The organism is Streptococcus tangpeifui, assembly GCF_044503215.1.
GTDB lineage: Bacteria > Bacillota > Bacilli > Lactobacillales > Streptococcaceae > Streptococcus > Streptococcus tangpeifui.
Genome location: NZ_CP172427.1, coordinates 730616 through 756596, shown reverse-complemented (window position 1 = coordinate 756596; position 25981 = coordinate 730616). Strand labels below are relative to the sequence as shown.

At 44.0% G+C, this 25981-nt stretch carries 14 protein-coding genes; 1 reads left to right on the top strand and 13 read right to left on the bottom strand.

Annotation, left to right across the window (positions count from 1 at the left end; genetic code table 11):
* Positions 1-106: 106 nt before the first annotated feature.
* The 10 genes from lepA to rexB form a co-directional block, all read right to left on the bottom strand.
* Positions 107-1939 carry a translation elongation factor 4 gene (gene lepA / locus ACFSN5_RS03560; protein ID WP_165209652.1) on the bottom strand — a complete coding sequence of 611 codons (1833 nt, stop codon included), beginning with the start codon at positions 1937-1939 and terminating at the stop codon, positions 107-109.
* Positions 1940-2265: 326 nt separating this feature from the next.
* Positions 2266-2682 carry a nucleoside-diphosphate kinase gene (ndk, locus tag ACFSN5_RS03555; protein ID WP_004229878.1) on the bottom strand — a complete coding sequence of 139 codons (417 nt, stop codon included), beginning with the start codon at positions 2680-2682 and terminating at the stop codon, positions 2266-2268.
* A 156-nt stretch (positions 2683-2838) separates the two neighbouring features.
* Positions 2839-3501 (bottom strand): TIGR01906 family membrane protein, encoded by a 663-nt coding sequence (locus ACFSN5_RS03550; protein WP_004228935.1) that lies wholly within the window; start codon positions 3499-3501, stop codon positions 2839-2841.
* On the bottom strand, positions 3502-4266 hold the full coding sequence (locus ACFSN5_RS03545; RefSeq protein WP_004226992.1) for a TIGR01457 family HAD-type hydrolase: 765 nt from the start codon (positions 4264-4266) through the stop codon (positions 3502-3504).
* A gap of 281 nt (positions 4267-4547) precedes the next feature.
* Positions 4548-5285, bottom strand: coding sequence for an acyl-ACP thioesterase domain-containing protein (locus tag ACFSN5_RS03540; protein ID WP_004227045.1), 738 nt, complete (start codon positions 5283-5285; stop codon positions 4548-4550).
* Positions 5286-5574: 289 nt separating this feature from the next.
* Complete coding sequence (gene hemW / locus ACFSN5_RS03535; protein WP_165209649.1) at positions 5575-6708, bottom strand: radical SAM family heme chaperone HemW; 1134 nt, start codon at positions 6706-6708, stop codon at positions 5575-5577.
* Positions 6709-6993: 285 nt separating this feature from the next.
* Complete coding sequence (gene gtfB, locus ACFSN5_RS03530; RefSeq protein WP_165209644.1) at positions 6994-8805, bottom strand: accessory Sec system glycosylation chaperone GtfB; 1812 nt, start codon at positions 8803-8805, stop codon at positions 6994-6996.
* Positions 8802-10310 (bottom strand): accessory Sec system glycosyltransferase GtfA, encoded by a 1509-nt coding sequence (gene gtfA, locus ACFSN5_RS03525; protein WP_165209641.1) that lies wholly within the window; start codon positions 10308-10310, stop codon positions 8802-8804. The genes gtfB and gtfA overlap by 4 nt, the downstream gene beginning before the upstream one ends.
* A gap of 720 nt (positions 10311-11030) precedes the next feature.
* Complete coding sequence (addA, locus tag ACFSN5_RS03520; RefSeq protein WP_165329137.1) at positions 11031-14720, bottom strand: helicase-exonuclease AddAB subunit AddA; 3690 nt, start codon at positions 14718-14720, stop codon at positions 11031-11033.
* Positions 14720-18067 carry an ATP-dependent nuclease subunit B gene (rexB, locus tag ACFSN5_RS03515; RefSeq protein ID WP_165209635.1) on the bottom strand — a complete coding sequence of 1116 codons (3348 nt, stop codon included), beginning with the start codon at positions 18065-18067 and terminating at the stop codon, positions 14720-14722. Before rexB ends, addA begins: the two co-directional genes overlap by 1 nt.
* A gap of 641 nt (positions 18068-18708) precedes the next feature.
* On the opposite strand from rexB, the gene ACFSN5_RS03510 reads away from it, so the two are divergent.
* A complete protein-coding gene (locus ACFSN5_RS03510) occupies positions 18709-22518 on the top strand; it encodes an SspB-related isopeptide-forming adhesin (RefSeq protein ID WP_165329138.1) in 3810 nt (1269 codons plus the stop codon).
* Positions 22519-22846: 328 nt separating this feature from the next.
* Here ACFSN5_RS03510 and ACFSN5_RS03505 read toward each other — a convergent pair whose 3' ends face one another.
* Genes ACFSN5_RS03505 through trpX form a run of 3 tightly spaced genes read right to left on the bottom strand, consistent with a single transcriptional unit; the run spans position 22847 to position 25480 of the window.
* The gene (locus ACFSN5_RS03505; RefSeq protein ID WP_165209629.1) at positions 22847-23605 is read right to left on the bottom strand and encodes an ABC transporter ATP-binding protein; all 759 of its coding nucleotides are present in this window, start codon (positions 23603-23605) and stop codon (positions 22847-22849) included.
* Positions 23602-24465, bottom strand: a complete 864-nt coding sequence (locus ACFSN5_RS03500) for an ABC transporter permease (RefSeq protein ID WP_165209626.1) — start codon at positions 24463-24465, stop codon at positions 23602-23604. The genes ACFSN5_RS03505 and ACFSN5_RS03500 overlap by 4 nt, the downstream gene beginning before the upstream one ends.
* A gap of 10 nt (positions 24466-24475) precedes the next feature.
* Complete coding sequence (gene trpX / locus ACFSN5_RS03495) at positions 24476-25480, bottom strand: tryptophan ABC transporter substrate-binding protein (protein WP_165209623.1); 1005 nt, start codon at positions 25478-25480, stop codon at positions 24476-24478.
* Positions 25481-25981 lie beyond the last annotated feature (501 nt).

Here is a 25981-nt window from a genome sequence, read left to right as displayed (position 1 = left end):
CGCCAAAGCATTCTCTGCCTTAACTGTCCGACTAACTATTGATAAAGAGTTCAAATTATTGTCCGTAAAAAAAAGCTGGGCAAACACTTGTCCAGCCTCGACAGACTTATTTTTTCTCATCTTCATCCATAGATAGGACTGAGAGGAAGGCCTCTTGTGGAACCTCGACAGATCCGATAGCTTTCATGCGTTTCTTACCAGCTTTTTGCTTTTCAAGTAGTTTACGCTTCCGGGAAACGTCGCCACCGTAACACTTAGCCAGAACATTCTTTCGCAGGGCCTTAATGTCGGACCGTGCCACAATCTTTTGACCGATGGCAGCCTGAATAGGCACTTCAAATTGTTGGCGCGGGATGATTTTCTTGAGTTTTTCAACAATCAGCCTGCCGCGCTCATAGGCAAATTCACTGTGAACAATGAAGCTGAGGGCATCAACTTTTTCACCATTGAGCAGGATATCCATCTTCACCAATTTGGACCTGCGGTATTCGGAAATTTCATAATCAAAGCTAGCATAGCCACGCGTTGAGGACTTCAACTTGTCAAAGAAATCAAAGACGATTTCAGACAACGGAATTTGATAAATAACATTGACTCGATTATCGTCAATATATTCCATAGTGACAAAGTCACCCCGCTTCCGTTGGCAGAGCTCCATAACTGCCCCAACATATTCCTGCGGAACCATGATCTGGGCCTTAACAAAAGGCTCCTCAATACTATCGACTTTGGTTGAGTCAGGAAATTCAGAAGGGTTAGAAACTTCCAACAGCTCTCCATCTGTGGTATTGATATGGTAAACAACGGATGGAGCCGTCATAATCAAATCAATATTAAATTCCCGCTCCAGTCGTTCCTGAATAACATCCATGTGAAGGAGCCCCAAGAAACCAGCCCGAAAACCAAATCCCAAAGCCTGTGAGGTTTCCGGTTCAAATTGTAAGCTTGCATCATTAAGCTGGAGCTTTTCCAAGGCTTCCCGCAGGTCATTATACTTATTGGACTCGACAGGATAGAGACCGGCAAAGACCATGGGATTCATCTGCTTGTAGCCGTGCAAAGCTTGCCCTGCTGGTCGGTCAGCTAGGGTAATGGTATCCCCAACCCGCGTATCAGCCACAGTCTTGATCGAGGCAGCAATATAACCGACATCACCAGTTGCTAGATAGTCTCGGCCAACGGCTTTAGGAGTAAAAATACCAACCTCAGTGACATCAAAGGTCTTACCATTGGACATGAGCTGAATCCTGTCTCCTGGTTTGACCAGACCATTGACAATCCGAACTTGGAGGATAACCCCGCGATAGGCATCATAAACCGAGTCAAAAATCAGAGCCTGCAGGGGGGCTTCCACATCTCCAGTTGGAGCTGGAACCTTCTCAACGATTTGCTCAAGGATTTCTTCGATTCCGATACCAGCCTTGGCTGAAGCCAAAACAGCCTCACTGGCGTCCAGACCGATGACATCTTCGATTTCCTGACGAACCCGCTCTGGATCAGCGGCTGGCAAATCGATTTTATTGATAACGGGCAGAATTTCCAGATCGTTATCTAAGGCCAGATAGACATTGGCCAAGGTTTGAGCTTCGATACCTTGGGCAGCATCCACCACCAATATTGCTCCTTCGCAAGCCGCAAGCGAACGCGACACTTCATAAGTGAAATCGACATGTCCTGGTGTGTCAATCAGGTGGAAAATATAGGTTTCGCCATCCTTGGCAGTATAGTTAAGCTGAACAGCATTGAGCTTGATCGTAATACCACGCTCCCGCTCTAAGTCCATGCTGTCAAGCAGCTGGGCCTGCATTTCACGGTCGGAAACTGTCTCAGTTTTCTCCAAAATTCGGTCAGCCAGAGTTGATTTCCCGTGGTCAATATGGGCAATGATAGAGAAATTTCGAATTTTCTCCTGCCGTTTTTTAAGTTCTTGAATATCCATGATTCGTCCTTATCAGTGAAAATTAATCACTCTATTATACCAAAAAAGGAAGTGGGAAAGAAGTCGCAAATTGATGAATTAGCACAACGTTCCTCCTTCTCTCAGTTAGTAAGATGGCTTGCTGTCACTTGCCTAAAAGGAAAGTCAACAGAGCCGACACTTTGTCGCAGCTTAAATGCTCGACATTGAAACAACAATCCTTTCATCACAAGCCAATCACTGCGTTAAGAAATAACAACGACAAAACCCTATGATACTGCTTTTTAGGTCTGTCAATTAAAAAAGATGGGCATCATGACCCCACCTCTAAAGCTAAATTTCTTCAGTTATTCGTCAAACCAGATAGCAATTTCCCTTTGGGCAGACGCTAAAGAATCGGAACCGTGAGCGATGTTCTTGATGGCCTCACCGGGAAATGATCCTAGAGCATAGTCACCGCGAATGGTGCCGGGCAGAGCCTTGCTAGGATCTGTAGCTCCCAGCATATCCCGCCAAGCTTGAACCGCTCCAACGCCTGTAAAAGTCCCGACAATAACAGGACCGCTAGTCATAAAGTCGGTAATTGCTGGGAAAAAGGGCTTGTCAACTAGGTCAGCATAATGCTCTTCCAAAAGCGACCGATCAATCTGGCGCATTTCCATGCGGTTAATTTTTAGTCCCCTCACTTCTGCCCGCTGCAAGACTTGGCCCACCAGCCCGCGCTCTAGGCAATCCGGCTTTAAGATAAAAAAAGTTTCTTCCATGATAAACTCCTCGAATGAATAGCAAAAATTTTAAAATATAGTTTTATTATAGCAGGATTTTCAGAAAATTCCATGGAATCATTTTCAGAGAGAAGTATGGTAACTGCCAAGCTGTTGACATAAGGCACTCCATCTGCACGTCTGGCTTCATACCTATTATTTAGAGACTACTCCATTCTCCTGCTCCTTGCGATAGGCCTGCAGGCTTCCTTTGCTTAGCCAAAAACAGCCTAACATGACGATTTCATAAAGAACAAAAAAAAGAATAAAACAATGCAGAAAATAATCCTCAGGCAGAACCCAAATGATGGGATCAGTATAGGGATTAAAAAGCCAATTAGTTGCACCGGGAAAAAGCAAATGATGAAAAAGCGTGAAAAATTGATCAAAACCGATGAAAAAAGCTAAAATCCCCAGTAAGACTGGCAGAGTAGCTAGGCCTGAAAAGACTCGGCTGGAGAGCCAGAAAGACTTGATCCGCAACTGTCTCCTGAAATAAAGCCAAGAGGGGACTAGTCCCAGCAGGAAAATAGCCTGATCTAAATGAAAGAGGTGCTTAACATCTCGAAAATGAGCCAACCCGTCTGCTGATGATGGAAAGTTGCTCATCTTGAGCTTGGTCACCCAGGGCAGGGTCAGATACCCCATAAGCTGATGGAAATTATGGAGTAGCTGCTGGCTGGACAGTCCTCTGAGGCTGGCCAAGTTCAGCCAATGATTTTCCAAAGGATAGATGGCCCAAGCCAAATAAATAGTCAACAAAATGGCTAAGCTTAAAAGCCAGAGAGCAAAGCCAACCAATTTTAGTTTATCTTTCATTTAGAGCTCCCAGTCGTCCAAGCTGTCCACGACATGGCTAGGTTTAATAGGCAGGCCCGACACTTCCTCCGGCTTAGTGAAACCAGTTAGAACCAACAGAGTATCAACATCGTTTTTGATACCGGCCATAATATCGGTCATATAGTTATCACCAACCATCAGAGCTTGTGAGCGTTCCAGACCCAATCGCTCCAGAGCCTTATTAATAATGACAGCTTCTGGTTTGCCGATAATAACCGGTTTGACTCGGGTAGCTACCTCCAAAAGCTTTTGAATAGCGCCAGCTCCTGGTTCTTGGCCGCGCTCGGTTGGAATATTGAGATCAGGATTGGTCCCGATAAAGAGAGCCCCCTTTTGAATGGCCAGAGTGGCCGTCACCAACATTTCATAGGTCAACCCACGGTCAAGACCGACCACAACGTAGGCAGGATTATCCTTATCCTCGATATAGCCAGCCTCAGCAATGGCTGACTTGAGGCCGACTTCGCCGATAACATAGGCGGTCTTGCCCCGCTTCATATCATTCATGTAATCGACAGTTGCCAAAGTCGCTGTGTAGATAGTCTCCAGTGGCGTTTCCACATTAAAATGCTTAGCCAACATTTCTTGCACCATCTGCGGGGTCCGCATAGTGTTGTTGGTCACCAAGGTATAGGGGATCTTTTGCTCCTGCAGGCGTTTGATAAAGCGCTCACCTGCTGGAATCCGCTCCTTCCCTCGGTAAATGGTTCCGTCTAAATCAATTAAATAACCTTTGTAAGTCATATTTACTCCTATATGCTGATTTCTTTAAAAATAAGGGAGTGGGATCAACCCAAAAATTGAAAATTCTGGTTCTCACCACTTCTTAATTTCTAGGCGATGGCCTGAAACGGTCTCTTCCCAGACCGTTTCACTCCCAACACTGCGCCTAGAATTGATTCTAAAACAGGACTCTGGACGAGTTTTTACCCAGCCTCAGTCTGCTGTCTAAAAGCAAAGCAGCCACTGTTTACTAGAGTTACTATCTTAAGAAAGGACTGAGTCAAAAAATATTCGGCAGCGGCTTAAGCCTCATTGCGTTCCCGCCACTCAATCTGAGCTTGGGCATGAAGACCCTGATCAGTTTTAATTTCGTGCTGGCTGATCAAGCCATCCTGTTTAATCCGAGTAATAATATCCTTCCCGTAGTGAATTTCCTTGAGGTACTTAAGATGAACTTTCTTGGGCACATGGGTCTTGAGAAAATCAATATCCATCGCCTCATACATCCATTCCAGATATTTGCTGTTGTTGACATGGCCATTCATATCCAAATCCAAATACCGCACATGAAAGAGGGATTCTTCCGCTTCTTTCAGGGGTTTATATTTTGGACCTCGAATCACTTTTTTAATTTTTTCAGAACCATAAGGGGCTACAATTTCATCCTTGACTGTCACAACCTTTCGGGTATCGTAATCCATAAGGACGAAGGTGGAGAAAATCTCAATAATCTGCTGACCATCTTCGCCGTAAATATAGAACTTCCGATAACAAAAAAGTTTGTTGTAGGCAATTGCCTCGGTCTCTACTACAATATTTTCCGCATAGCGAGGCAGGCGCTGGATATCCAGCTCATAGTCAGTAATGACCCAAACCAAATTAAAATTGTCCAAAAGCCAGTCATCAGTATTGCCCAAACTTTCTGACTGCAAGCCCGATACCTGAAGGGCAAAGGACAGCAGATGAGGCACTTTAATCTGATGATTGATATCACTCTCGTAAAATGGAACCTGATAAGCCACCTGAAATTTTTTTCCCATGATTTCTCCTTTAAAATCGGGACACGTCCTGCCCTCACTACTTTTCAATCACTACTTTGACGCAGTTGGTTGGGAGTAAGACTTGTTGACTATACCAACTTCGTCTTATCCCTGCATAGGTCATGAGGCGTTTCATCACCAATGAACCACTGCTGGTTGGATGCCCTATCCTGACAAGCAAGCCATAGGTCAAACAGTCTCCCAGACTATTTGAGAAGACCAGTAGCAACTATGCGAAGTTGAGCCTCCAGAATCGATAGCTTTGCCATACTGATCTTGGACGCACTCCCTAATCAAGTATAAATTTCTCAGCCACGGTGTCACCCAAGAAAAGGCCCCGCTTAGTCATACGCAACTGATCACCTGTGACTTGAAGCAAACCGTCCGCCAGCAAATCGGCCACAATCCGACCATACCGCTGCTGGAAGTCCTCCTGAAATTTTTCCTCAAAGCGGCTGATAGAGATACCCGCTTTCTTTCGCAGTCCAAGGAAGATTTCTTCTTCCATCTGCTCGGTCTTAGTCAATTCTTCTTCATGCAAACGGGCCTGACCTTCCTCTGAAATAGCTTTTAGGTAGTGCTGGATTGGGCCACGGTTGCGGTAGCGAACGCCGTCCAAATAACCCGAAGCTCCCGCTCCGACTCCGTAATACTCAGCATTATCCCAGTAAACAAGATTGTGCCGGCTCTCATAGCCCGGCTTGGTGAAATTGGAAATCTCGTAATGCTCAAACCCATGCTTTTCCAGCTCATCAATAATATAAGTAAACATATCGCTCTCAACATCCTCATTAGGCAAATGAAGTCGACCCCGTCGCATTTTGTTCATAAAGACCGTATGATTCTCCAAAATCAGACTGTAGAGACTGAGATGGGGAATATTCAGAGATAAAGCCTTTTTAACATTGAGTTTAACCTGATCCATAGTCTGATCGGGTAGAGCATAGATGAGGTCAATAGAAATATTATCAAAACCTGCTGCTTTGAGGGCTGAAACCGACTCATAGATCTGTGCTTCATTGTGACTGCGGCCGATTCGTTTGAGCTCCTGATCATCAAAGGTTTGCACGCCAAGTGAGACCCGATTGACCGCTGATTTTTCAAGCACAGCAATCTTATCCGACGTCAAATCACCAGGATTGGCCTCGATGGTGAATTCTTCCAGAAGCGATAAATCCAATTGCTCCTGCAAACCCGACAGCAGGTAATCCAACTGCGAAGCTGAAAGAGCCGTCGGAGTTCCGCCGCCAATATAGAGCGTTCGCAATGTTCTAATATCGTAGAAACGAAACTCCTCCAACAGCTTTTCCAAATAATCATCAACCGGCTGGTTCTTGATAAAGACCTTGGAAAAATCGCAATAATAGCAAATTTGCGTGCAAAAAGGAATATGCACATAAGCTGAAGTGGGTTTAATAAACATGGCTTTATTATAGCATTTTAGAAAGAAGAAATTAAGGGAGGGGATTAAAAAAACCTACTTATGATAAGTGAGACAAGAAAAGGCTCTAGGGTTTCTGAAGTAGGTAATGGGTAAATAGTAATTCCATATCAGATTACAAACAAGTCTAGTATTAGTATGAAGCTCTAAAAGGAAATAATAATCCTCTTTAAATGGCTAGTGACGAGTCAAAATACTAAGACTTGAACAAAGTAAAAGCCAGCGGCTTCATTCGCTGGCTAACTTTATCGGTTGTCTTCTTATTTTCTAATCTTGATTTTCTTCTGCGAGTACATTTGGTTCAAGATGGACCGAAGGTTTCGTATGAGCCTCTGCTTGCTCAGTCTGGAGTAGATCTGGAGCTTTCAAAGCATCCGCTGAAACATCATTGGCTTCGGTATCGTCTGTCGAAACTGGCACGGTCAAATCGACTGTAAAGCTGGGACCTTCTGCATCGAGCAGGGCTTCCGCTTGGATTTGAGCAGGCTGATAATCCTGGTTTGAAGCTGCTTCAAAAACTTGTGCTGGGTCCGTGAGGGCAGCTCCTGCTTCTTGAAGTGGTTCATCTGCGGGTGTATCTCCAGCTGAGTCATCTACTGGTACGTCCGTCGTTTCTAAGTCCCGAGTAGCTTCTGCAACCTCTTCGTAAACAGTTTCAGCAGCATTAGCTTCTGCTTCCATATTATCTGCAGGCACTGTGCGGTCTGACTGAGCTGTTAGAGGACTGTCCTCAACTTCTGGCAGCGCTGGTTTCGGCTGCCCCAATTCACGGCGATAATCCTCTGGCATAGCTAGGTTCGCCGCCTTATATTGGGATTGGAGATCCAGAGTGATGGCTGCTCGATTGCCCAAAACATTACGGAGCTTATCGCGGAAGCTGGCATAGTTACCCAAGCCGAAGAAGAACTCAGGAGCTGAGTACCGAGGATTGTGCATCCGCTCCTTGAAACCGAGAATCAACTGACGACTTTCAAAAGCGGTCCGAATGGCCGAAAGAATTTCATTGCCCTGATTAATATCCAAATAGATATCACAGCGGCCAAAAAGCTGACGGACAGTCAGATTAGTCACATTGGGATAGAGATGGACATTGCTGAAACGGCCCAGACTGAGAAGCTTACTGGACATTTCCGTTAGAGCAGCAATATGCAAGGTCATGTCAGGGAAATCTTCGATAATATTTTCCACATAATCCAACTGGTCAGAATTGGTCAAAATCAGCGCTTCCTTGCGCGCCTGATTATCACGCTGGAATGGATAGAGGAGACCGACATAGGTAAAGGCCTCTCTCTGCTCTGGAGTTACCATCCGCAGGATTTGCTCATAGGTTTTAAAATCCTGAACAATAATCTTAGTCTTTCGCTCTGCTGCTGGATCCAACAGTAACTGCATGTTATAAGGCAGACTATCGCCAATTGGCTCCTGCCAGAAGAGAACATCTTCTCCTTTTTGGTGCAGCTGATATTTTACCAAGAAAGGCATTCCCAGAGAATTAAAGATAATGCGATCCAAATCATAGCCAGAGGCCTGAATATAGTAAGTAACAAAATCAGCCTTGGACTTGAAGATGTAAATCTTACCTTCATGTTCCAAAATCAAATCGCTCGTTACATAATTTTCCACCAAGACTTCCTTGCCAGACTTGTCATAATAAGACTTCTGAACAGCTTGACTCTCGCGGTTGTAGATGGTTTGAGCAAAGCGGTAACCGTATTTATTGTAATGGTCGGTTGAGCGAACCTTGCCAGCTTCATCTAACCAGTCAACTGATTGAACAAAGCGGTTGTGACTAGGTTTTGAAAAATGGATATTGGCCCGTTTTTTATTGAGGTCAAAAATTTCACCACTAGAATTAGTCGCCTTGATTTCCCAGAACTTGGGTACCGGGATTTCGTTGAAATGCAGAGGCTTTCCTGTCGCATTGACAAAACCAGTGAAAAAGAGGAAGGGAGAGGTCACATCATCTGGCAGAAAACCATTGTCATTGATGGCAATAGTCGTATTTTGGTAGCCTGACAGAATGAGAGAATAATGCAGGTCCCAGCTGTCTTGATTATAATTTTCAAAAAGATTAATCATTGCTCAAGCTCCTTAATCAGTTGATTCCATTTTGCTTCAACCTTATCAGTTAGATAGTCCTTAGCCATATCATAAGAGACCCGATGCATGCTGTCTAAGTTGGCCAGAGTAAAGATCTGGACAATCTTCGTACTCAAGCTTTCAACGATTTCTTGATCGGTATCCAATTCAGAAATGGGAATCAGATAACCGTTTTCCTCGTCCTTGATAAAATTCTGATTACCATAACGGACATCAAATCCAATCAGAGGCATTCCTGAGCCAATGGCCTCCATGAGGGTCAGACCAAAGCCCTCACTCTTGGAAGCTGAGAGGTAAACCTCATGGTGCATATAGGTATGACTCAAATCCTGATGGCCTCGGAGTTGGATATAATCCTTAGCGCCTTTTTCATCAATAATTTGACGCAGTTTGTCTTCTTCGCTGCCAGAACCGTAGATATCAAAATTAATATCTGGCACCAACTCACGAGCTTCGACAACGGCCTCAATCAACCAGTCCACATGCTTTTCAGTTGCCAAGCGCGAGGCCGTCATGACAGAGAAAGGAATCCGTGGACTCTTAGGCTCTTTAATCTCATCTAAGGAACCGACCGGAATAGTCACAATCTTGGGTTCCTGATGCTTATAAACCGAGAACTGCTGGCTAAGGATTTCTCTTTGGCGGTCAGTTGCCACAATAAAGACATCAACACTGTCTGCATTGGTAAACTGGAAATCGTAGTAATTATTCCAGAGGACTGAATTAGCATTAGTCCCATTTTCACTGTAGTGCTCAGCATGGACAACCACACCTAATCTAGCAGGTTTAACATGGCGAAAGACAGCCTGACCAATACCTGTTGAACGATCCAAAAGGACCAAATCTTCTGAAGTCAACTCTAGCCTTTCCATAAAGTAAGCAACCAATTCCTCTTTGGAGTAGAGAATCCGATTTGGAAAACGGAAGAAAGGTTGATCCCCATCGGTAATTTCATCGTAGGCAATGCTGCCATCTAAATTGTAGTAGGATCGCTTATAGAGCTTGGCTGCATTGTCTTTAGGGGCATAGTACTCGGTAAAGGAAAGATGCTTACCATTGTTATAGAAGTCCTTACGAACCAGATTCCCATTAGAAACAAATTCAATCCGATGAATAATTTCCCTGCTGTGGCGGCAATAATAGGCAGTTGCAAAATCGCGGTCGCCAAAATAGAAACGCACCAACTTGTCTTCTCGGTCAGTCTTGGTAATATCCCTTGTAAATTGGGCCTTGAGATCGGCTTCAGTCAAGGTCGTTGGAGCGGGCGTCTGGTCAGTAAAATAGGTATACATCCAGATAATCTGGTCATCACTAAAACCGACATTGCGGGCCATATCAACAATATTATCCTGACTGAAAAAGTCGGTAAAAACAAACTTGGCAGCTATCCCAAGTTTTTTAAAAACTTTAGAACGGTAGGCTTGGGCGTATTCAACACCGCTGGAAGCCCAACCAATTCCTAGATTGATATTATAAACTGTCATAGTGACCTTTCTAAATCAATAATTATCTAACTAGACTGACTAGTTGGAAAAATGGCTGAGTCTGAGACAAAAGTCCAAACTCGTTAGCATTATTCTAAATTTACCAAATTGACGCAGTGGTCGGGAGTAAGACTTCTTGGCTAGGCCAAGAAGTCTTACTCTTGCACAGTTCATGAGGTACTTTAACACCAATGAACCACTGCTGATTAGCTGTCCCTATCTTGGGCGCAGTCACATTTTCAGGCGCCCTCTTAAACAGTCCACTGAAACTGTTTAACTACCACACAAGAGATAGGTCAAACAGTCTGGGAGACTGTTTGAGAAAACCAATATCAACTGTGCGGAGGTGGATTGAAATGCTCCAGTGATCTTTGGCAGTCTGGGGATAGGCTGCCAAATCCTGCCACCTAAAAACAGAAAAGTGACAAAGAACTGAGTTTTAAAATGGGAGAGTGAAGATAATCAAAATCGTGATTTTATCACGATTTACTGATTGAGTCCCACTCTCTTAATGACCAATTGAAATTAGCACTAAGCGCTTTTTTCTGCACCCTTCATCATACCATAATTCTGGTCATTTCGCCTCTCTTTTAGACAAAACCTAACCGAAAAATAATGGCAGCTAGAAACCTTATCAGCCACCAGCCTAGCTGGTGGTTTTCTTATTTTTCTCTCTGAGAAAAACTAGCTAGAAGCCATAACAGGATAAAGCTGGACGAACTAAAGGGCTTGAACTACTACCTCTTTGCCACCTAAGCAGACTAAATATTTATCAACCTGCTGAATTCCGAAAGAATCTCTGAGAGCCTTGGCATAGAGGTCCATTTGACTTTGATACCGATGAACTAGATCTGCAGGGTTTTGGTAGTAATCAGTTTTGTAATCAAAGAGGACAATGTGATCCTCATAGCGAATAAAACCATCGACAATCCCCCGAATAACCATCTCTTCTTGAGAATCTCGGTCTTCGTAGAGCATAGCAAAGGGAGCTTCCCGTACAACCTTATCACCTCCAGCGAGAATTTCCTGACCCAGAGCCTCGTTCTGGAAGAAATGCACAATTTTTTTCAGGTCAATTCTTTTTTTTACAGCTGGCTCAGCCTGAACTTGAGCTAGGACAGCCTGTAAATCCGTTAAGGACAAGGTCGCTTTCAGAGGGATTCGCTGCATGAGTTCATGGGTTGCCGAACCGATAGCAGCTCCTGTAACCTGGTTCTGCTTACCAAAGCTAGGCAGGTCAAATTTAGGTGTGCTAGTCCGTTTTTCCATGATATCCATCCCCTCTTCATCCATCACGGGATGGTAAAACTGCTTAATTTGACTCGGAGTACGAACGGTCGGAAGATCGATGGCAGCTGCATACCGCTGATTGAGCCTGTCAACATTTTCCAGAGCTTCCAGTGCTTGACTGATCGTCTCCGATTGGCAGTTATGAGTCTGGTCATCCACATCCATGGGCAGACTAGGTTCTAAGCTGCCCATCTCCTCTAAGTCTTGATCAGAAATAAAAGAGAGGTCAAAACCCAAGTCATCATCTGGGAAATTTTGTTTGAGAGCTAGGAACCAATCCTGAAAACTAGTCCACGTCTCACGCCCAGCAATACTCAAACGCTCTTGATCTCGATTTCCTTGATACCTGTCGGCTAACTTTTCTTGACTGCCTTTACCAATCAGATAGAGCTTGGTTTCAGCTCGAGTCATAGCTACATAGAGAAGTCGCATCTGTTCCGATAGCATGGCACGATGAAGCTGCCGCTGATTAATCTGATAGGGCAGGGTCTCCATAGCCACCTTGACATGATCAAACTTAGCTTCTGGAAACCGCTTAGCCAAATCAGCCACATACTGGATGCCAACACCATTTTCCCGACTGAGAATTACCTTACTTCTTTGATCTTGCTGATTAAAAGTCTTGTCCAAATTAAGCAGGAAGACATAAGGAAATTCCAATCCCTTACTCTTATGGGCTGTCATCAGCTGAACAGCATTCTTAGGCAGGGCCACTTCAACATCAGCCAAATCATTATCGGTTGCGATAATCTGGTCAATCATATTGATAAAGCGGGGCAGACCCTTAAAACCAGTCTTTTCAAACTGATGAGCTCGCAGAGTTAAAGCGTAGAGATTGGCCTGCCGCTGTTGGCCATTGGTCAGAGCCCCCACATAATCGTAATAGAACTTGTCATTGTAAATCTTCCAGATAAGATCATGCAGACTATTGGTCCGAGCAAAGGCCCTCCAAGACTTCAAGACCTGATTGAAGGCTTCTACTTGCTCATAAAGTTTGGGCGTTAGCAAATCAGGGTGGTCACCTGTACGATTCAAGGACAAAAGAATTTTATCATAAAAATTGCCCCTCTTAGCCTGAAGGGAAATCCTAGCCAGCAGGTCCTCGCCAAAATGAAACATGGGCGACTTAAGCAGGGCCAGCAAAGATTGATCTTGCAAAGGATTATTGATGGTCCGCAAAGTGTCCAGCATAACCAGAATTTCTAGGGATTTGAGATAGTGCCCTGTGCCTGATTCAGCTACTAAAGGTACACCGTATTGCTCAAAGGTCGCAAGAATTTGATCATTTCTGGTTCGAGTCGGTACCAAGAGGGTAATGTCATCAAAAGGCACCCCTTCTTCTTGGTGGAGGCGGATAATTTCCTTGACCACCAGCTTAACCTCGCCAACCGATAATTCAGGAAGGGTTGACTCACCATCAAGAGGACTTTCCTGCTCTTCTTTTTGGCCTTGGTCATAGATAAGCACTTGGGTACGATTGACTGGAAGAGGCTGGGCTTTTTGAGCATGGCCCGCTACTAAAAAGTGACTCTGATCATAGGTAATCTCGCCGACTGCTTGATCCATCAGGCGAGCAAAAACAGCATTGGTCGCTGCCAAGACTTCCAAATGGCTGCGGAAATTTTCCTTGAGAATAATCAAGAGTCCTTGACTTTTACCGATTTGAAAGTTCTCAGAACTATCATAGGCCTGAAACTTAGCCTGAAAAATCATAGGGTCGGCCTGACGAAAACGATAGATAGACTGCTTAATATCACCTACCATAAAGCGGTTGTACCCATTGGAGAGCAAGTCCAGCAGACGCTCCTGCATGTGGTTGTTATCCTGATACTCATCAACCATGACCTCGTGGTACTTAGCCTGATAGAGCTGACGAATTGGCTCATCAGTCTCCAAAATCTTAATGGCTAAATGAGCAATGTCGTTGAATTCAAAGGCATTTTCCTGTTTTTTTCGCTCCAGATATTGGGCAGAGAAGTCCAGCACGAAAGCTTGCAAGATTTCTAGCAGGGGCAGGGCCTGAGGCTGATAAATCCGCAGAGCTTCAACCGTTGACAAAGCCCGCTCCAAGTCCAAGATGGGAGCCAAATAGCTGGGCCTCTCCTGATTGTAGGCAGTCGCGAAAGCCTTGAGAGCCTCATCTTTGCTGGAGCCGAGACTCATGGTCAGTCCCCGATTGATGGACGTAATGGCTTTAACCGCCTGCAATTGTTCTCGCAGTTGGTCTAGGGGAGCTTGAAGGTTAACATTAGCCAAGGCTTCCAAAAGATTTTCAACATTGTCCAAATATTTATAAGACTTTTTAAATTGATCACGAACAGCACTCAGATGATCGCGGAAAAAGGCTTGAGCTTGGTCAAGAATCTTTCCAAAATCCTGCTCCTGCAGAAAAGGTGCCAGATAAGCATCCACCTGCTGATCAAAATCAACTTGATAAGACTTGAGGAAGGTCTTCTCCAACCAAGCCTTAGGATCTGCTGTCGATTGACTGAAAGAATGGACTGCATAAACCACCTGACGAAAGCCTGTTGAATCCTTCCCCAGACCTGTAAAATTACGGACGGTTTGTTTAAAAATTTGACTATCAGGACCAGTCATATAGCTGGTAAAAAGGTCACTATAGACTTCATTTTTAAGAATGTCTTGCTCACTTTTATCCTGCATAATCCGAAAATTAGGAGATATGCCCAGACTGTAGCCATAGGTATTGACCAGCTTCTGGGTAAAGGCATCCATAGTCCCAATATCAGCATTTTGGACATCTCCCAACTGGGCAGATAGATGCTGTTTGAGAGTTTGATCCTGAGTTTTAGCGATTTCCTTAATCAGTTTGTCTTCAATACGCTCTTTAAGCTCACCAGCTGCCTTGACAGTAAACGTTGAGATGAATAGCTGGCTGATGTTGACGCCCCGTTTGAGCATGTCGATAATCCGCTCAACCATAACGAAGGTTTTCCCAGAACCAGCCGAAGCCGAGACTAAAATGTTAGTACCATTGCTGTAGATAGCCTCAATCTGTTCAGGCGTGCGAGGCAGACGCTCTTCTGCTTGACTCAGTGTCAGCTCTTGGGCCTTAAGTTCTTCAATTTCTTGGGGACTTAAAAATTTATCTCGAACCATCAGTTGGCACCTCCTTCCTCATTAAATTTCTGCATGCTGGCTAGATAGTCTTCCCGCTTGGCCTTGATGAGACGGCGGGCATATTTCATGTGGCGGTCTGCTTCAAAACCTGTAATACTTTTAAGCTGATCTCCCTGAACTGAGCGACTATCTTTAGTATATGGATTAATAGCAAAGCGTCCTGAAAGAATAGTTAGAGCCGCCTTGCGATAGAGCACTTTAGTATAAGTCAAAAGCAAGTCCAATTCTTCCTGACTGAATTTATTGGCCTTGCTAGTATTGTAATACCGAGCTAAATGATTAGCCTGTTGAGCATCATAGAGTCCTTGATACTTAAAGGTTTTAGCTAGAGCACTGGCTGCATCATCCAAATTTTTTAAATCCCTGAACTTGAGCTCAGGATCCTGCATGTGGAGATAGGTAGCGCCAAAAATAGGAGCCTGATAATTGCTCGGCATCTGCTCCTTAAGCGCTAAAATGTAGGTTAAGAGCTGGGGGGTCAAACCATTATAAAAGTCAGCCAAATTAAATTTTTTATCACCCGATTTATAGTCAACAATCCCTAAACCATCGGATGAACGTAGCTGATCCAGTCGATCAATCTGACCACGAATTTCTAACTGACGCTGATGAGCACCAATCGGTAATCGGTAACTAAAATTGACTTCCAAAGCTTTAAAGTCTTGAGGAGTTTTTTGCCAATCTTTATCGCCTAGATAATGTTGGGCTTCAGATCGGCCGAGCACTTGAACGGCTGAATTATCCCGCAAAATAGGAGCCGTGCTATGAGCAATATCCAAGAGAATGTCTTGGGTCAGCCGGCCTTCTTGATCGGTCTCATAGAGAATGCGGTAAGTTTCTTCCTGACTAACCTGATTAATAACCTGATTCAAAAGGGCATCAAAATCTTCTGAGCCTTCAGCCTGAGCCATGACCCGCTCAAAAATTTTATGCAGATAGACCCCATGGTGGCGAAAATCTGGATGGATGGATTCCTCTTCCTCCAGGTGCAAAACATGATTTAAGAAATAAGCATACTGGTTATTGTAAAAGGTTGTGAGACCGGAAGCCGACAGACGCAAAGGCTGATCGCTAGGATAGAGAATGTCCAGAACTTCTTGAGAAATCGGCTCTACTGTCAAATCATCCGTAATAGTCGGAATGGCCATATCCTGCTGAGTTAATTTTTGCCGCAATCGCCGAACCATAACGGACCAAAAAGTTGCCTGATCTCTACTTAAATCTTCTGTCTGACTGAACTGATTAGCCTCAATCACTCTGGACAGGAGAGCCTTGTAGGTCCCTAAGTCAGCATTTTCTTCAAAAGAAACTGCTGGCTTACTGATAAGGGGCACTCCTATATCCAGCAAGTCTTGCAGATAGGGTGAGAACTTGTCTTCATTTTCATTAAAAATTTGTGGAGCAGACAGAACCAGTTTCTGAGTCGCTGAATTAATCAAGGAAATCATAGCTGAATGATTCTTCTTAACATTTTCTTGACTAGGGAGGTCAAAATGGCCCTGACGCTCACTTGCAGCTAATTGCTCATTAAATGTTTGCCTTTCATCATCCGTAATCAAACTGCTATTCTTGTGAATTCTTGGGAAATTACCTGCTGTCAAGCCCAAAGCAAAGACATAGGGACTAGTATGAGGCTCAATCAGTTCATAATCCTTAACGGTCACCACATCCAAGGTAGCAGGAACAGTCCGATAGCTGCTTGCCTGCATACCAGCTTGAAGGAGAGCCAGAAAATCATCTATCTTTAGCTTCTCTTGGCCAAAAATAGCAGCCATCTCAGTCAATAAATCAGTCAAGGTCTTCCAAACTTCTTCTTCCTTTTCTAACTCTTGTTCTGATTTCCCATGAGCTAATTTAGCCATATTGGCTGGTAGATCTATAGCCTGCAAAAAAGGCAGGAATTTCTTGTTTAGGAGATTTTCTCCCAGCAAGGCTCGGCTGGAAAAGAGCTCTAACAAGGGATCAAGAAAAGAGCGACGAGTTTGATTGAGAGCAGTCAAATCGTATTTATAAAGGATTTGCCCATTGTCATCGACTCCTTGCTGGATATTAGCAGTGAAGTCCTTTTTAAATTGTGCCTGACCCTTGATATCAGCATATTTGAGATACTGATCAAACTTATCAATGTCAGTATCCTTAAAATCTTTGAAAAGGCCTGATTTTAAAAGATTAAGGACATCTTCTGCCCGAAAATTATAACGTTTGATGCGCTCCAAACTTTCAATAAAATTAACCAGAGGGTGATGACTCATAGGCTCAGCCTTGCCAAAATAGAAAGGAATGTCATACTTCTTAAAAATCTTACCAATCTGTAGCTGGTAGGACTCGGGGTCCCCTAATAAAACAAGAATATCCTTATAGCGAACACCGTCATTGAGCAGGTGACGAATTTCTCTGGCCACCTGTTCCACTTCTTCTTTCTGACTAACCACATCCCAGATCGTCAAAGCCTGCTTATCCTGTTCTGTCAATCTAGGCAAATCAACTGAAAAATCATGGCGAGCTTCCAAATAATCAGAGAGATGGGCTAGACTATCTCCTGAAGAGTGACCGATATATTCAGCCTGAAGGCCAAATTTTTGTCCTAAATCCAGGAGAAATTCGACATTAGCCTGATAGAGATTGCCACCTAGAAAAGTTGCCTTATAGGCTTTCTGACTGGCATAGGTCCCTATGATAATTTCTACGCCTTTTTCGTGCAAAGCACTCACCAATGCTTCTTCCTCTGCTGAAAAACGGCTGAAACCATCAATAATAACGACGAGATTTTCTAACACTTGATCCAATTCGCCACTGTTGACATGCTTTAAAAACTGAGCAATCTTAGTCTGAACTTCAAAATTTTCCTCTTCCAAAACTTGATAAAAGGCAGAAAAAATAGTAGTTAAATCTTGATATTTAAGGTCCGACGCTAATCCTTCCAAGTCAAAGATTGTCAGATTAGAGCGCTGCAATTCTTGATAAAGGTCAACCAGCTGCTGAATAAAATTGCTGTCCTTTCTCAAACTGCCATAAATTTTTAAATCACCTTCCTCAAATTGAGAAAGAATGCGAAAGAAAATCATAGCCAGCCCCGTATCGGTCACAGGCTTTTTATCTGATACATCATTGAGGACAAAATAGCGGGCCATCTGAGCAAAACGCGTAATAGTAATATTGAAAGAAGCCTTCTCTTTCAACGTTTGCAAAACTCTCCGCTCCTTTTCAAAAGAGAGAGAATTGGGAGCAATATAAAAGACCCGACGACCAGCTAATGCTTGCTCCTGCGCCAGCTGGGCCAGCTGATCCGTTAAATTATCACGAATAGCCGTATAAAGTAATCTCATGACCATCCTCCAAAACTGCTGAACTTAGCTTCTATTATAGCATAGAAAATCTAACAAACAGAGACCTGAAAATGGTGAACAGCTCCCTGTCAAGTGGACAGTGAAATAATAAAATTAGGCAGTGACTCTACCCCTATTTTTACATTAAGCAGAATATTGAAATAAAACCTACAGAGCAAATGCCGTGGAGGCGCAGAAATAGTGTAACTATTTATTAAGAATCTAACGACAGCTACCTACTTCTACAGTAGTATAGGCGTATTCAATGACAGTGATGTCGTGCTTACTTTCAGAGAAGATTAATATTGCCAGCGGCAGAAAGTAATAAATGGAAGCTAGAAGCCTTATCAGCCACCAGCTTAGCTGGTGATTTTCTTGTTTTTCTCTCTGAGAAAAACTGGCTGGAAGCCATAATAAAAAATGGACTCAATGTCAAAATAGCATGATTGTCGAAAATCCATAAGCTTTTCTAGTAAGTATTATTGTGGATACTAATAGCAAAAAGATTATAATAATCAAAAAAATATATTTTAGATTTCCTTAAGATTAAAATAATGACAATTATATTTCATATAAAGCGCTTTTATGTTACAATAAAATTGGCAAATCATCATTTGCTAAAAAATATTGGGAGAAAACAAATGAAAGTCAAACAAATTTACGGTTTTCGAAAAAATAAGGCTGTGAAGTCTCTATGCGGTGCTGTACTGGGAGCTACAGCATTGATGGCATTGACAAGCCATAGAGCCGCTGCCGAAGAAGTTATGGGATCCACCACAACAAGCGGTGTTGATACTCAAGTTGTCAGGACAGACAACCCAGCCACTAATCTACCGGAAGCCCAAGGGCCAGCCAGCGACGCAGCTAATCAGAGCCATAAACAGGCAGGGCAAAGTGAAGGTGAGCTAATAGTCGATGTCCCATCGCCGGAGTTGGAACAGACCATAAAAGATGCCTACCAAGCAGGCGTGAAAGTTCAGCGCGATGATGTGGTTGATCAAGGGACAGCACAGACTCCTGATGAAGCCGCTGCCAAGCAAGCAGAGATTGAAGCAGACTATGCCCAGCAAGTTCAACAATCTAAGGAAATAATAGCCGATTATTCCTCTTCTAAAGCCATTTATGATGCCAAAAAAGAGGTGTATGATAATGCTAAATTTCAGTACGATCAAGATAAAGCAGCTTATGATATAGCTAAGTCACAATATGATCAAGATAAAGCAGCTTATGATACGGCCAAAGTCAAGTATGATCAAGACAAGGCAGCCTACGATACCGCCAAACTCACATATAATCAAGATAAGGCGGCCTATGATACCGCCAAAACCAAATATGATCAGGATAAGATAGCCTACGGTATCGCTAAAACTGAATACGATCGTGCCAAGGCAGCTTATGATACGGCTAAAGCCAAATATGATCAAGATAAGGCAGCCTACGATACTGCCAAGGCCAAGTATGATCAAGATAAGGCGGTCTATGATACGGCTAAAGCCAAATATGATCAAGATAAGGCAGCCTACGATACTGCCAAGGCCAAATATGATCAAGACAAGACAGCCTACGACACGGCCAAGGCCAAGTATGATCAAGATAAGCATACTTATGACCTTGATAAAGAATTATATGACCAAGATATTATTAAATATCAGGAAGCGCTTAAAAAAGCTGAAGAAAAGAAAAACGAGGAGGGTTATCTATCCCAAGCAATGGCACAGCCCTTAATTTTTAGGCAGGAAGATAATGCCATCACTAGCTTAGAACCTTCTGTAAAACAGTACACTAAGGACGAACTAACAGATTATATTGCAGCCTTACCCATCGACACTCCTTCTAAAGAAATCATTGATATTATCAATAATATGGAGGATTTAGCAGACGGTACCAGGGTTGTTCTAAAAAAAGGTGTCCCGCTTACTGTTACCTATACCAATCTGGAAAATTCAACTTTTGATGGTAAAAAGATCTCAAAAATAACTTATACCTACACTCTAAAAGATGCTAGTATTACTGACCAAGAACTGCCTATAGTCCTATATAAGGATCCAACTAAAACCCTCTGGTACCCTGCTATGGGAGGAAGCGTTAAGATTAACATGGCTGCAAAATTTTATGATGCCGATGGCCAATTAATTGATTTAACAGGCGGTTTGTTCAGTTTTTCTTCCTTGAATGCAGATTCCAAATCAGTGGAGTGGGTCTCTGGCTTTAATGGTGACATGATCCCAATTTCAGGCTCTGCTATTGTCCCCCATCCAAACGGTGATGTTCATGCTGATCACTCTACAGATTCTATAGCAGAAGGCTCACGCTTTGACTATGCTGAGTGGGATACAGAACTCAGTTCACTTAAGTGGTATGGTGCGATCGTCGGTAAGGCTAATGGTAGCGATGTTAATTTCGACATCGCTTCAAGAGGTCGTTACTTAGTTTGGTTTGCTTTTAACTCTGATATTAAAGCAGTCGGTGTTCCGATTAAGCCAATAGAACCAGTTGCGCCAACTCCTCCAACTGAGCCAACAGCACCAGTTGCACCAACACCCCCAACAGAACCAGCTAGCCCAATAGAGCCGATTGCACCGACGCTCCCAACAGAACCGGTCGCACCAACTCCTCCAATAGAACCCACTGAACCAGTAGAGCCTGTAGCACCGACACCTCCAACTGAGCCAGTTGCACCAGTTCCGCCAACTGCACTGCTAGAACCAGCAGTCCCAACGATCCGCTACCACTATGCAAGATACGCCATCCAGCCTCAGGTTAACAAGGCAATCACCAATAACATAGGAGTCGATATTGACAAGACTCGAGTGGCTAAACAGTCAGTGGTCAAGTTCCAACTGAGAACGGCTGAACTGCCGGCCAACCGTGAGGAAACCACCTCCTTCGTCTTAGTCGATCCTCTTCCAAGCGGCTATCAGTTCAATCTGGAAGCGACTAAGGTGGCCAGCCCAGACTTTGACGTCACCTATGATCAAGCCACGCATACGGTGACCTTCACAGCCACCGCTGAAACGCTGGCCCTGCTCAATCAGGACTTCACCAAGGGCGTCACCGCTCCAGACCCAACCATTGTCGGTCAGGTCATGAATGACGGGGCTGTCTACAAGAATAACTTCACCCTAACAGTGAACGACGCTTATGGGGTTAAATCCAATATCGTTCGGGTAACCACCCCAGGTAAACCAGAAGACCCTGAAGATCCAGGCAACAGTTATATCAAACCGCACAAGGTCAATAAAAATGACAAGGGGGTTGTCATTGATGACAAAACCGTCCTAGCCGGAACGGTCAATTACTACGAATTGACATGGGATCTGGATCAATACAAGGGCGATAAGTCTTCGCCGGATACCATCCAAAAAGGGTTCTTCTATGTAGACGATTACCCAGAAGAAGCACTGAACTTGAATCCAACTCTCGTTAGAATTGTCGACGCTAGTGGAAAACCCGTTGAAGGGATCAGTGTCACTGATTATACCAGTCTTGACGCTGCCCCAGAGGACGTTCGGACCATGCTCCAAAAGGCTAACATCACACCAAAAGGCGCCTTCCAGCTCTTCACAGCGGATGATCCGCAAGCCTTCTATGAAGCCTATGTGGTTAAAGGAATTGATCTGACTATTGTCACTCCAATGACCGTTAAAGCCGAGATGGGTAAGACCGGCGGTTCTTATGAGAACAAGGCCTACCAAATTGATTTTGGCAATGGCTATGAATCCAATATTGTGGTCAATAACGTGCCTAAGGTGGATCCTAAGAAGGACGTTACCTTGACCCTAGATCCAGCCGATACCAGCAACATCGACGGTCAGACCGTAGCGCTCAACCAAGTCTTTAATTACCGTCTGATCGGTGGCATTATTCCGGGCAATCGCTCCGATGAGCTGTTTGAGTATAACTTCTATGATGACTATGACCAAACAGGGGATCAGTATACCGGACAGTATAAGGTTTACGCCAAGTCTGACATCACCCGTAATGATGGGACTGTAATCGCAGCGGGAACGGATGTGACTGGTTATACGACGGCAGACGTCAATGAAGCCGATGGTCTCATTGTCATCAGATTCCAGGAAGCCTTCTTGCGTTCGGTTTCGCTGGACTCTAGTTTCCAAGCGGAAAGCTATATTCAGATGAAACGGATAGCTGTCGGCACCTTTGAGAACACCTATATCAATACGATTAACGGTGTAACTTACAGTTCCAATACGGTTAAGACAACGACGCCGGAGGATCCAGCCGATTCTACGCCGCCAGCGCCTAATCATGACCGGATGCCGCTAACCGTGACCTATCACTTTGAGGACGCGACAGCGCAGCCAGCAAAGGCCAGCCTTTTGCCACAGACTGGCAGCAAAGACAGTGCTTATTTGCCACTTTTAGGCGTGAGTGCGATTCTGGCTGGTCTTGGTTTACTAGGCAGCCAACGCCGTAAAAAAGAAGATTAATCTCTTGATAAGAAGCAGACAGCCATCTGCTTCTTTTTTGGACCTTCCTTGCTTAAAAACATGTCTAACGTTCACTTTGCCTGTCGCCCCAAATGAGAACTGCCTACCATAGCTGATGACTGATCTCACTAACTGCATTTGGACATATAAAAACTCTTCTCACAGTGTCTGGTGAATTTTTGTTTTTTTACTGTCCACTAGTGAGGAGGGTATCATAAGTAGGTTGCCATGGCAGGTACTGCTGCAAATCAAGTTTATTCTAACTTTTCAGAGTTACTTTACCAACTGCAACAGAAAAACCAGCTCATTGTCTGAACTGGCTGCTAATCTATTCAAAAAAGGCATAATAGTCACTGAGGGCCATCTGGTTCTTGGCATCTTGGTCAAGGTCCTGAATAACTTTACCATCTTTCATAACAATCAGACGGTTGCCATACTTGAGGGCATCTTCCATGTGGTGGGTAATCATAAGGCCGGTCAATTGATCCCGTTTCATAATATTGTCAGTCAACGCCATCAGAGATTGGCTAGTCTTGGGATCCAAGGCCGCTGTATGTTCATCCAAAAGCAGTAAATCAGGTCGCTTAACCGTTGCCATAAGCAGACTGAGAGCCTGACGCTGTCCACCCGACAAAAAGCCTGTCGGTGTATCCAAGTGCTTATCTAAGCCATTGCCAATCTGGGCAATCAACATTTGAAAATCATCACGAAAAGTATGGATTTTTCGTGGGACCAATCCTCTGCTCTCACCGCGATACTTGGCCACCAGAAGATTTTCAGCTACTGTCATCCGCGGAGCTGTTCCCATTTTAGGGTCTTGAAAGACCCTAGATAAATACTTGGCCCGCTTTTGAGCCGGAAGATGGGTTACATCCTCACCCATAATATGGATGGAGCCAGAAGTAAGCATGAGGGTACCAGCGATTACATTGAAGAGGGTGGATTTACCAGCCCCATTCCCACCTAAAATAGTGATAAAATCATGCTCATAAATGTCTAGGCTAACCTGATCCAAAATCGTTTTTACATCATCATAACCATTACTGACAGTGACAGTGGCATCTTTTAATTCTACAATCTTTGTCATCGCGATAATTTAACCCCCTTGAAGAATTTTTCCTTGAATCTTGGCACAATCAAGAAGATAGCTAAAATTAGTGCACTAAAGAGCTTGAGATAATTAGTATTGAAACCAAGTGCTACTACTGCCCAAATCAAAATTTGATAGAGGACAGACCCAATCATAATAGCAATGAAACGCTCCAACATGGTCAGATTGGCAAACATGACTTCCCCGATAATGATGCTGGCTAGGCCAATAACGATAACGCCAATTCCTTTAGAAACATCGGCGTAACCGTCCTGTTGGCTGACCAGAGCACCAGACAGGGCAATAATACCATTAGAAACGACCAATCCCATCAGCTCCATATTATCCGTATTGATGCCGAAACTACGGGCCATCTCACGATTGTCCCCTGTAGCAATATAGGCCTGCCCCAAACGGGTGTTGAGGAAAAAGATAATGAAGAAAATGACTAGAATAACGACAATAGTTCCCAAAATCAAGAGATTGAGTTCTTTGCTGAAAGGCAAGAAGTCTTGTAAAAGTTTTTGATTAAGCAAACCTAGATTGGAGCGACCCATGACCATCAGCATAATCGAGTTACAAGAAGTCATGACCAGAATCCCAGCCAAAATTGTCGGAATCTTACCCCGAGTATAGAGCAGTCCTGTCGCAAAACCAGCCAAACAGCCAGCACCGACCGCTGCTAGAGTCGCTAAGAGCGGGTTGACCCCCTGTGTAATAAGGGTAACCGCCACTGCTCCACCCAGAGGAAAACTCCCTTCTGTTGTCATATCTGGGAAATCGAGAATCCTAAAAGTCAGGTAAATCCCGATCCCTAGGACAGCCCACAAAAGACCTTGTGAAATTGTTGAAACCATATATCTTCTCCTATTTAAGCACTAGACCAGATTTTTTAGCATCCCTAAGAACTGAATCTGGAATATCAACACCCAACTGCTGGGCAACCTTGAGATTAACAGCTGGACTGCCAGTATCCACAACCTTGACTGGAATATCAGCTACCTTCTTGCCCTTAAGAATTTGCACGGCAATCTTACCAGTTTCCACACCCAATTGATGCTGACTCTGATAAACCGAAGCCAAACCGCCTTGCTTGAGCATGGTATCGACACTTGGATAGACCGGTAACTTATTACTATTAGCAATAGAAACAACTGTTGTGAAAGCTGAGGCAATCGTATTGTCCTGAGGAATCCAGAGAGCATCCACTTCCTTACTAATAACATTCATGGTCGTGGTAATTTCGTTGGTCGATGGGACAGCATAGGTCTTAACCTTAAGCCCTTTCTTCTGAGCTTCCTTGCTAAAACTATTTACCTGCGAAACCGAATTATCTTCACTGCTGGCATAGAGGATTCCAACAGTCTTGGCTTGCGGGGTCACCGTTTGAATCAGTTTAACCGTATCAGCGATCGGCACCTGATTAGATGTCCCTGTGACATTGCCAGTCGGATGCTTCATATCGGTCACCAGCTTAGCACCGATCGGATCACTGATAGCTCCCATCACGACGGGAGTATCTTTACTAGCATTGGCCAGCCCTTGAGCTGCTGGCGTTGCAATCCCAATCAAGACATCATTGTGACCATCGGCCAATTGCTTGCTCATCGTAGCAATTTTTGATTGATCCCCTTCAGCATTAAGAAATTGAATCTTAACTCGGTCACCAGAATAGCCTTCCTTGGCCAATTCATCCTTGATTCCATCATAGATATCGTCCAGAGCTTCGTGGGTAACGTATTGAAGAACGCCAACTTTGACCACACGATTGCTTTTACCTGCCTGCCCCAAGTGCCACTCATCCCGAATAACCAGAGCTAGGGTAAAGATGATTAAGAGGGACAAAACTGCCCACAAACGCTTGTTTTTCATAGAAATCCTCCTCAAACCACCAAGTCTCAGATAACCTAGGTGACATCCTAAAAACCACATTTTAGGAATCGATCACATATCCAGCACTCGGAGTACTATTATAATTGTTGGCCGCAACACCTAAAAGAGTGCCAACCCCTCCAGAAAAGCAGGACTTAGTTATGGAGAAAACTAAAACGCCCTCACATCCCTAAGGAATGTGAGGGCGTAGTCCACGCGGTGCCACCTCAATTGAAAAGACTAGTAAACAAAGGTCTTTTCATCTCTAGATCGTCTAACAACGATTAGCAGGATACAGTGTGCTAAACCCGAGGACTATGTGTTATCCTCATATCTCTGATTCACCGGTCAAACCGATGAACCACTCACAACAGCCCAATTTCAGAAGCCACAACTACTTGTTCACAATAACCACAAGCTCCCTGAAAATCATGACAACTTACTTTTCTGTTAAGTTCTATTATACTCAATTTGAAAAAGCTGTCAAGTGGAATTTTCAGA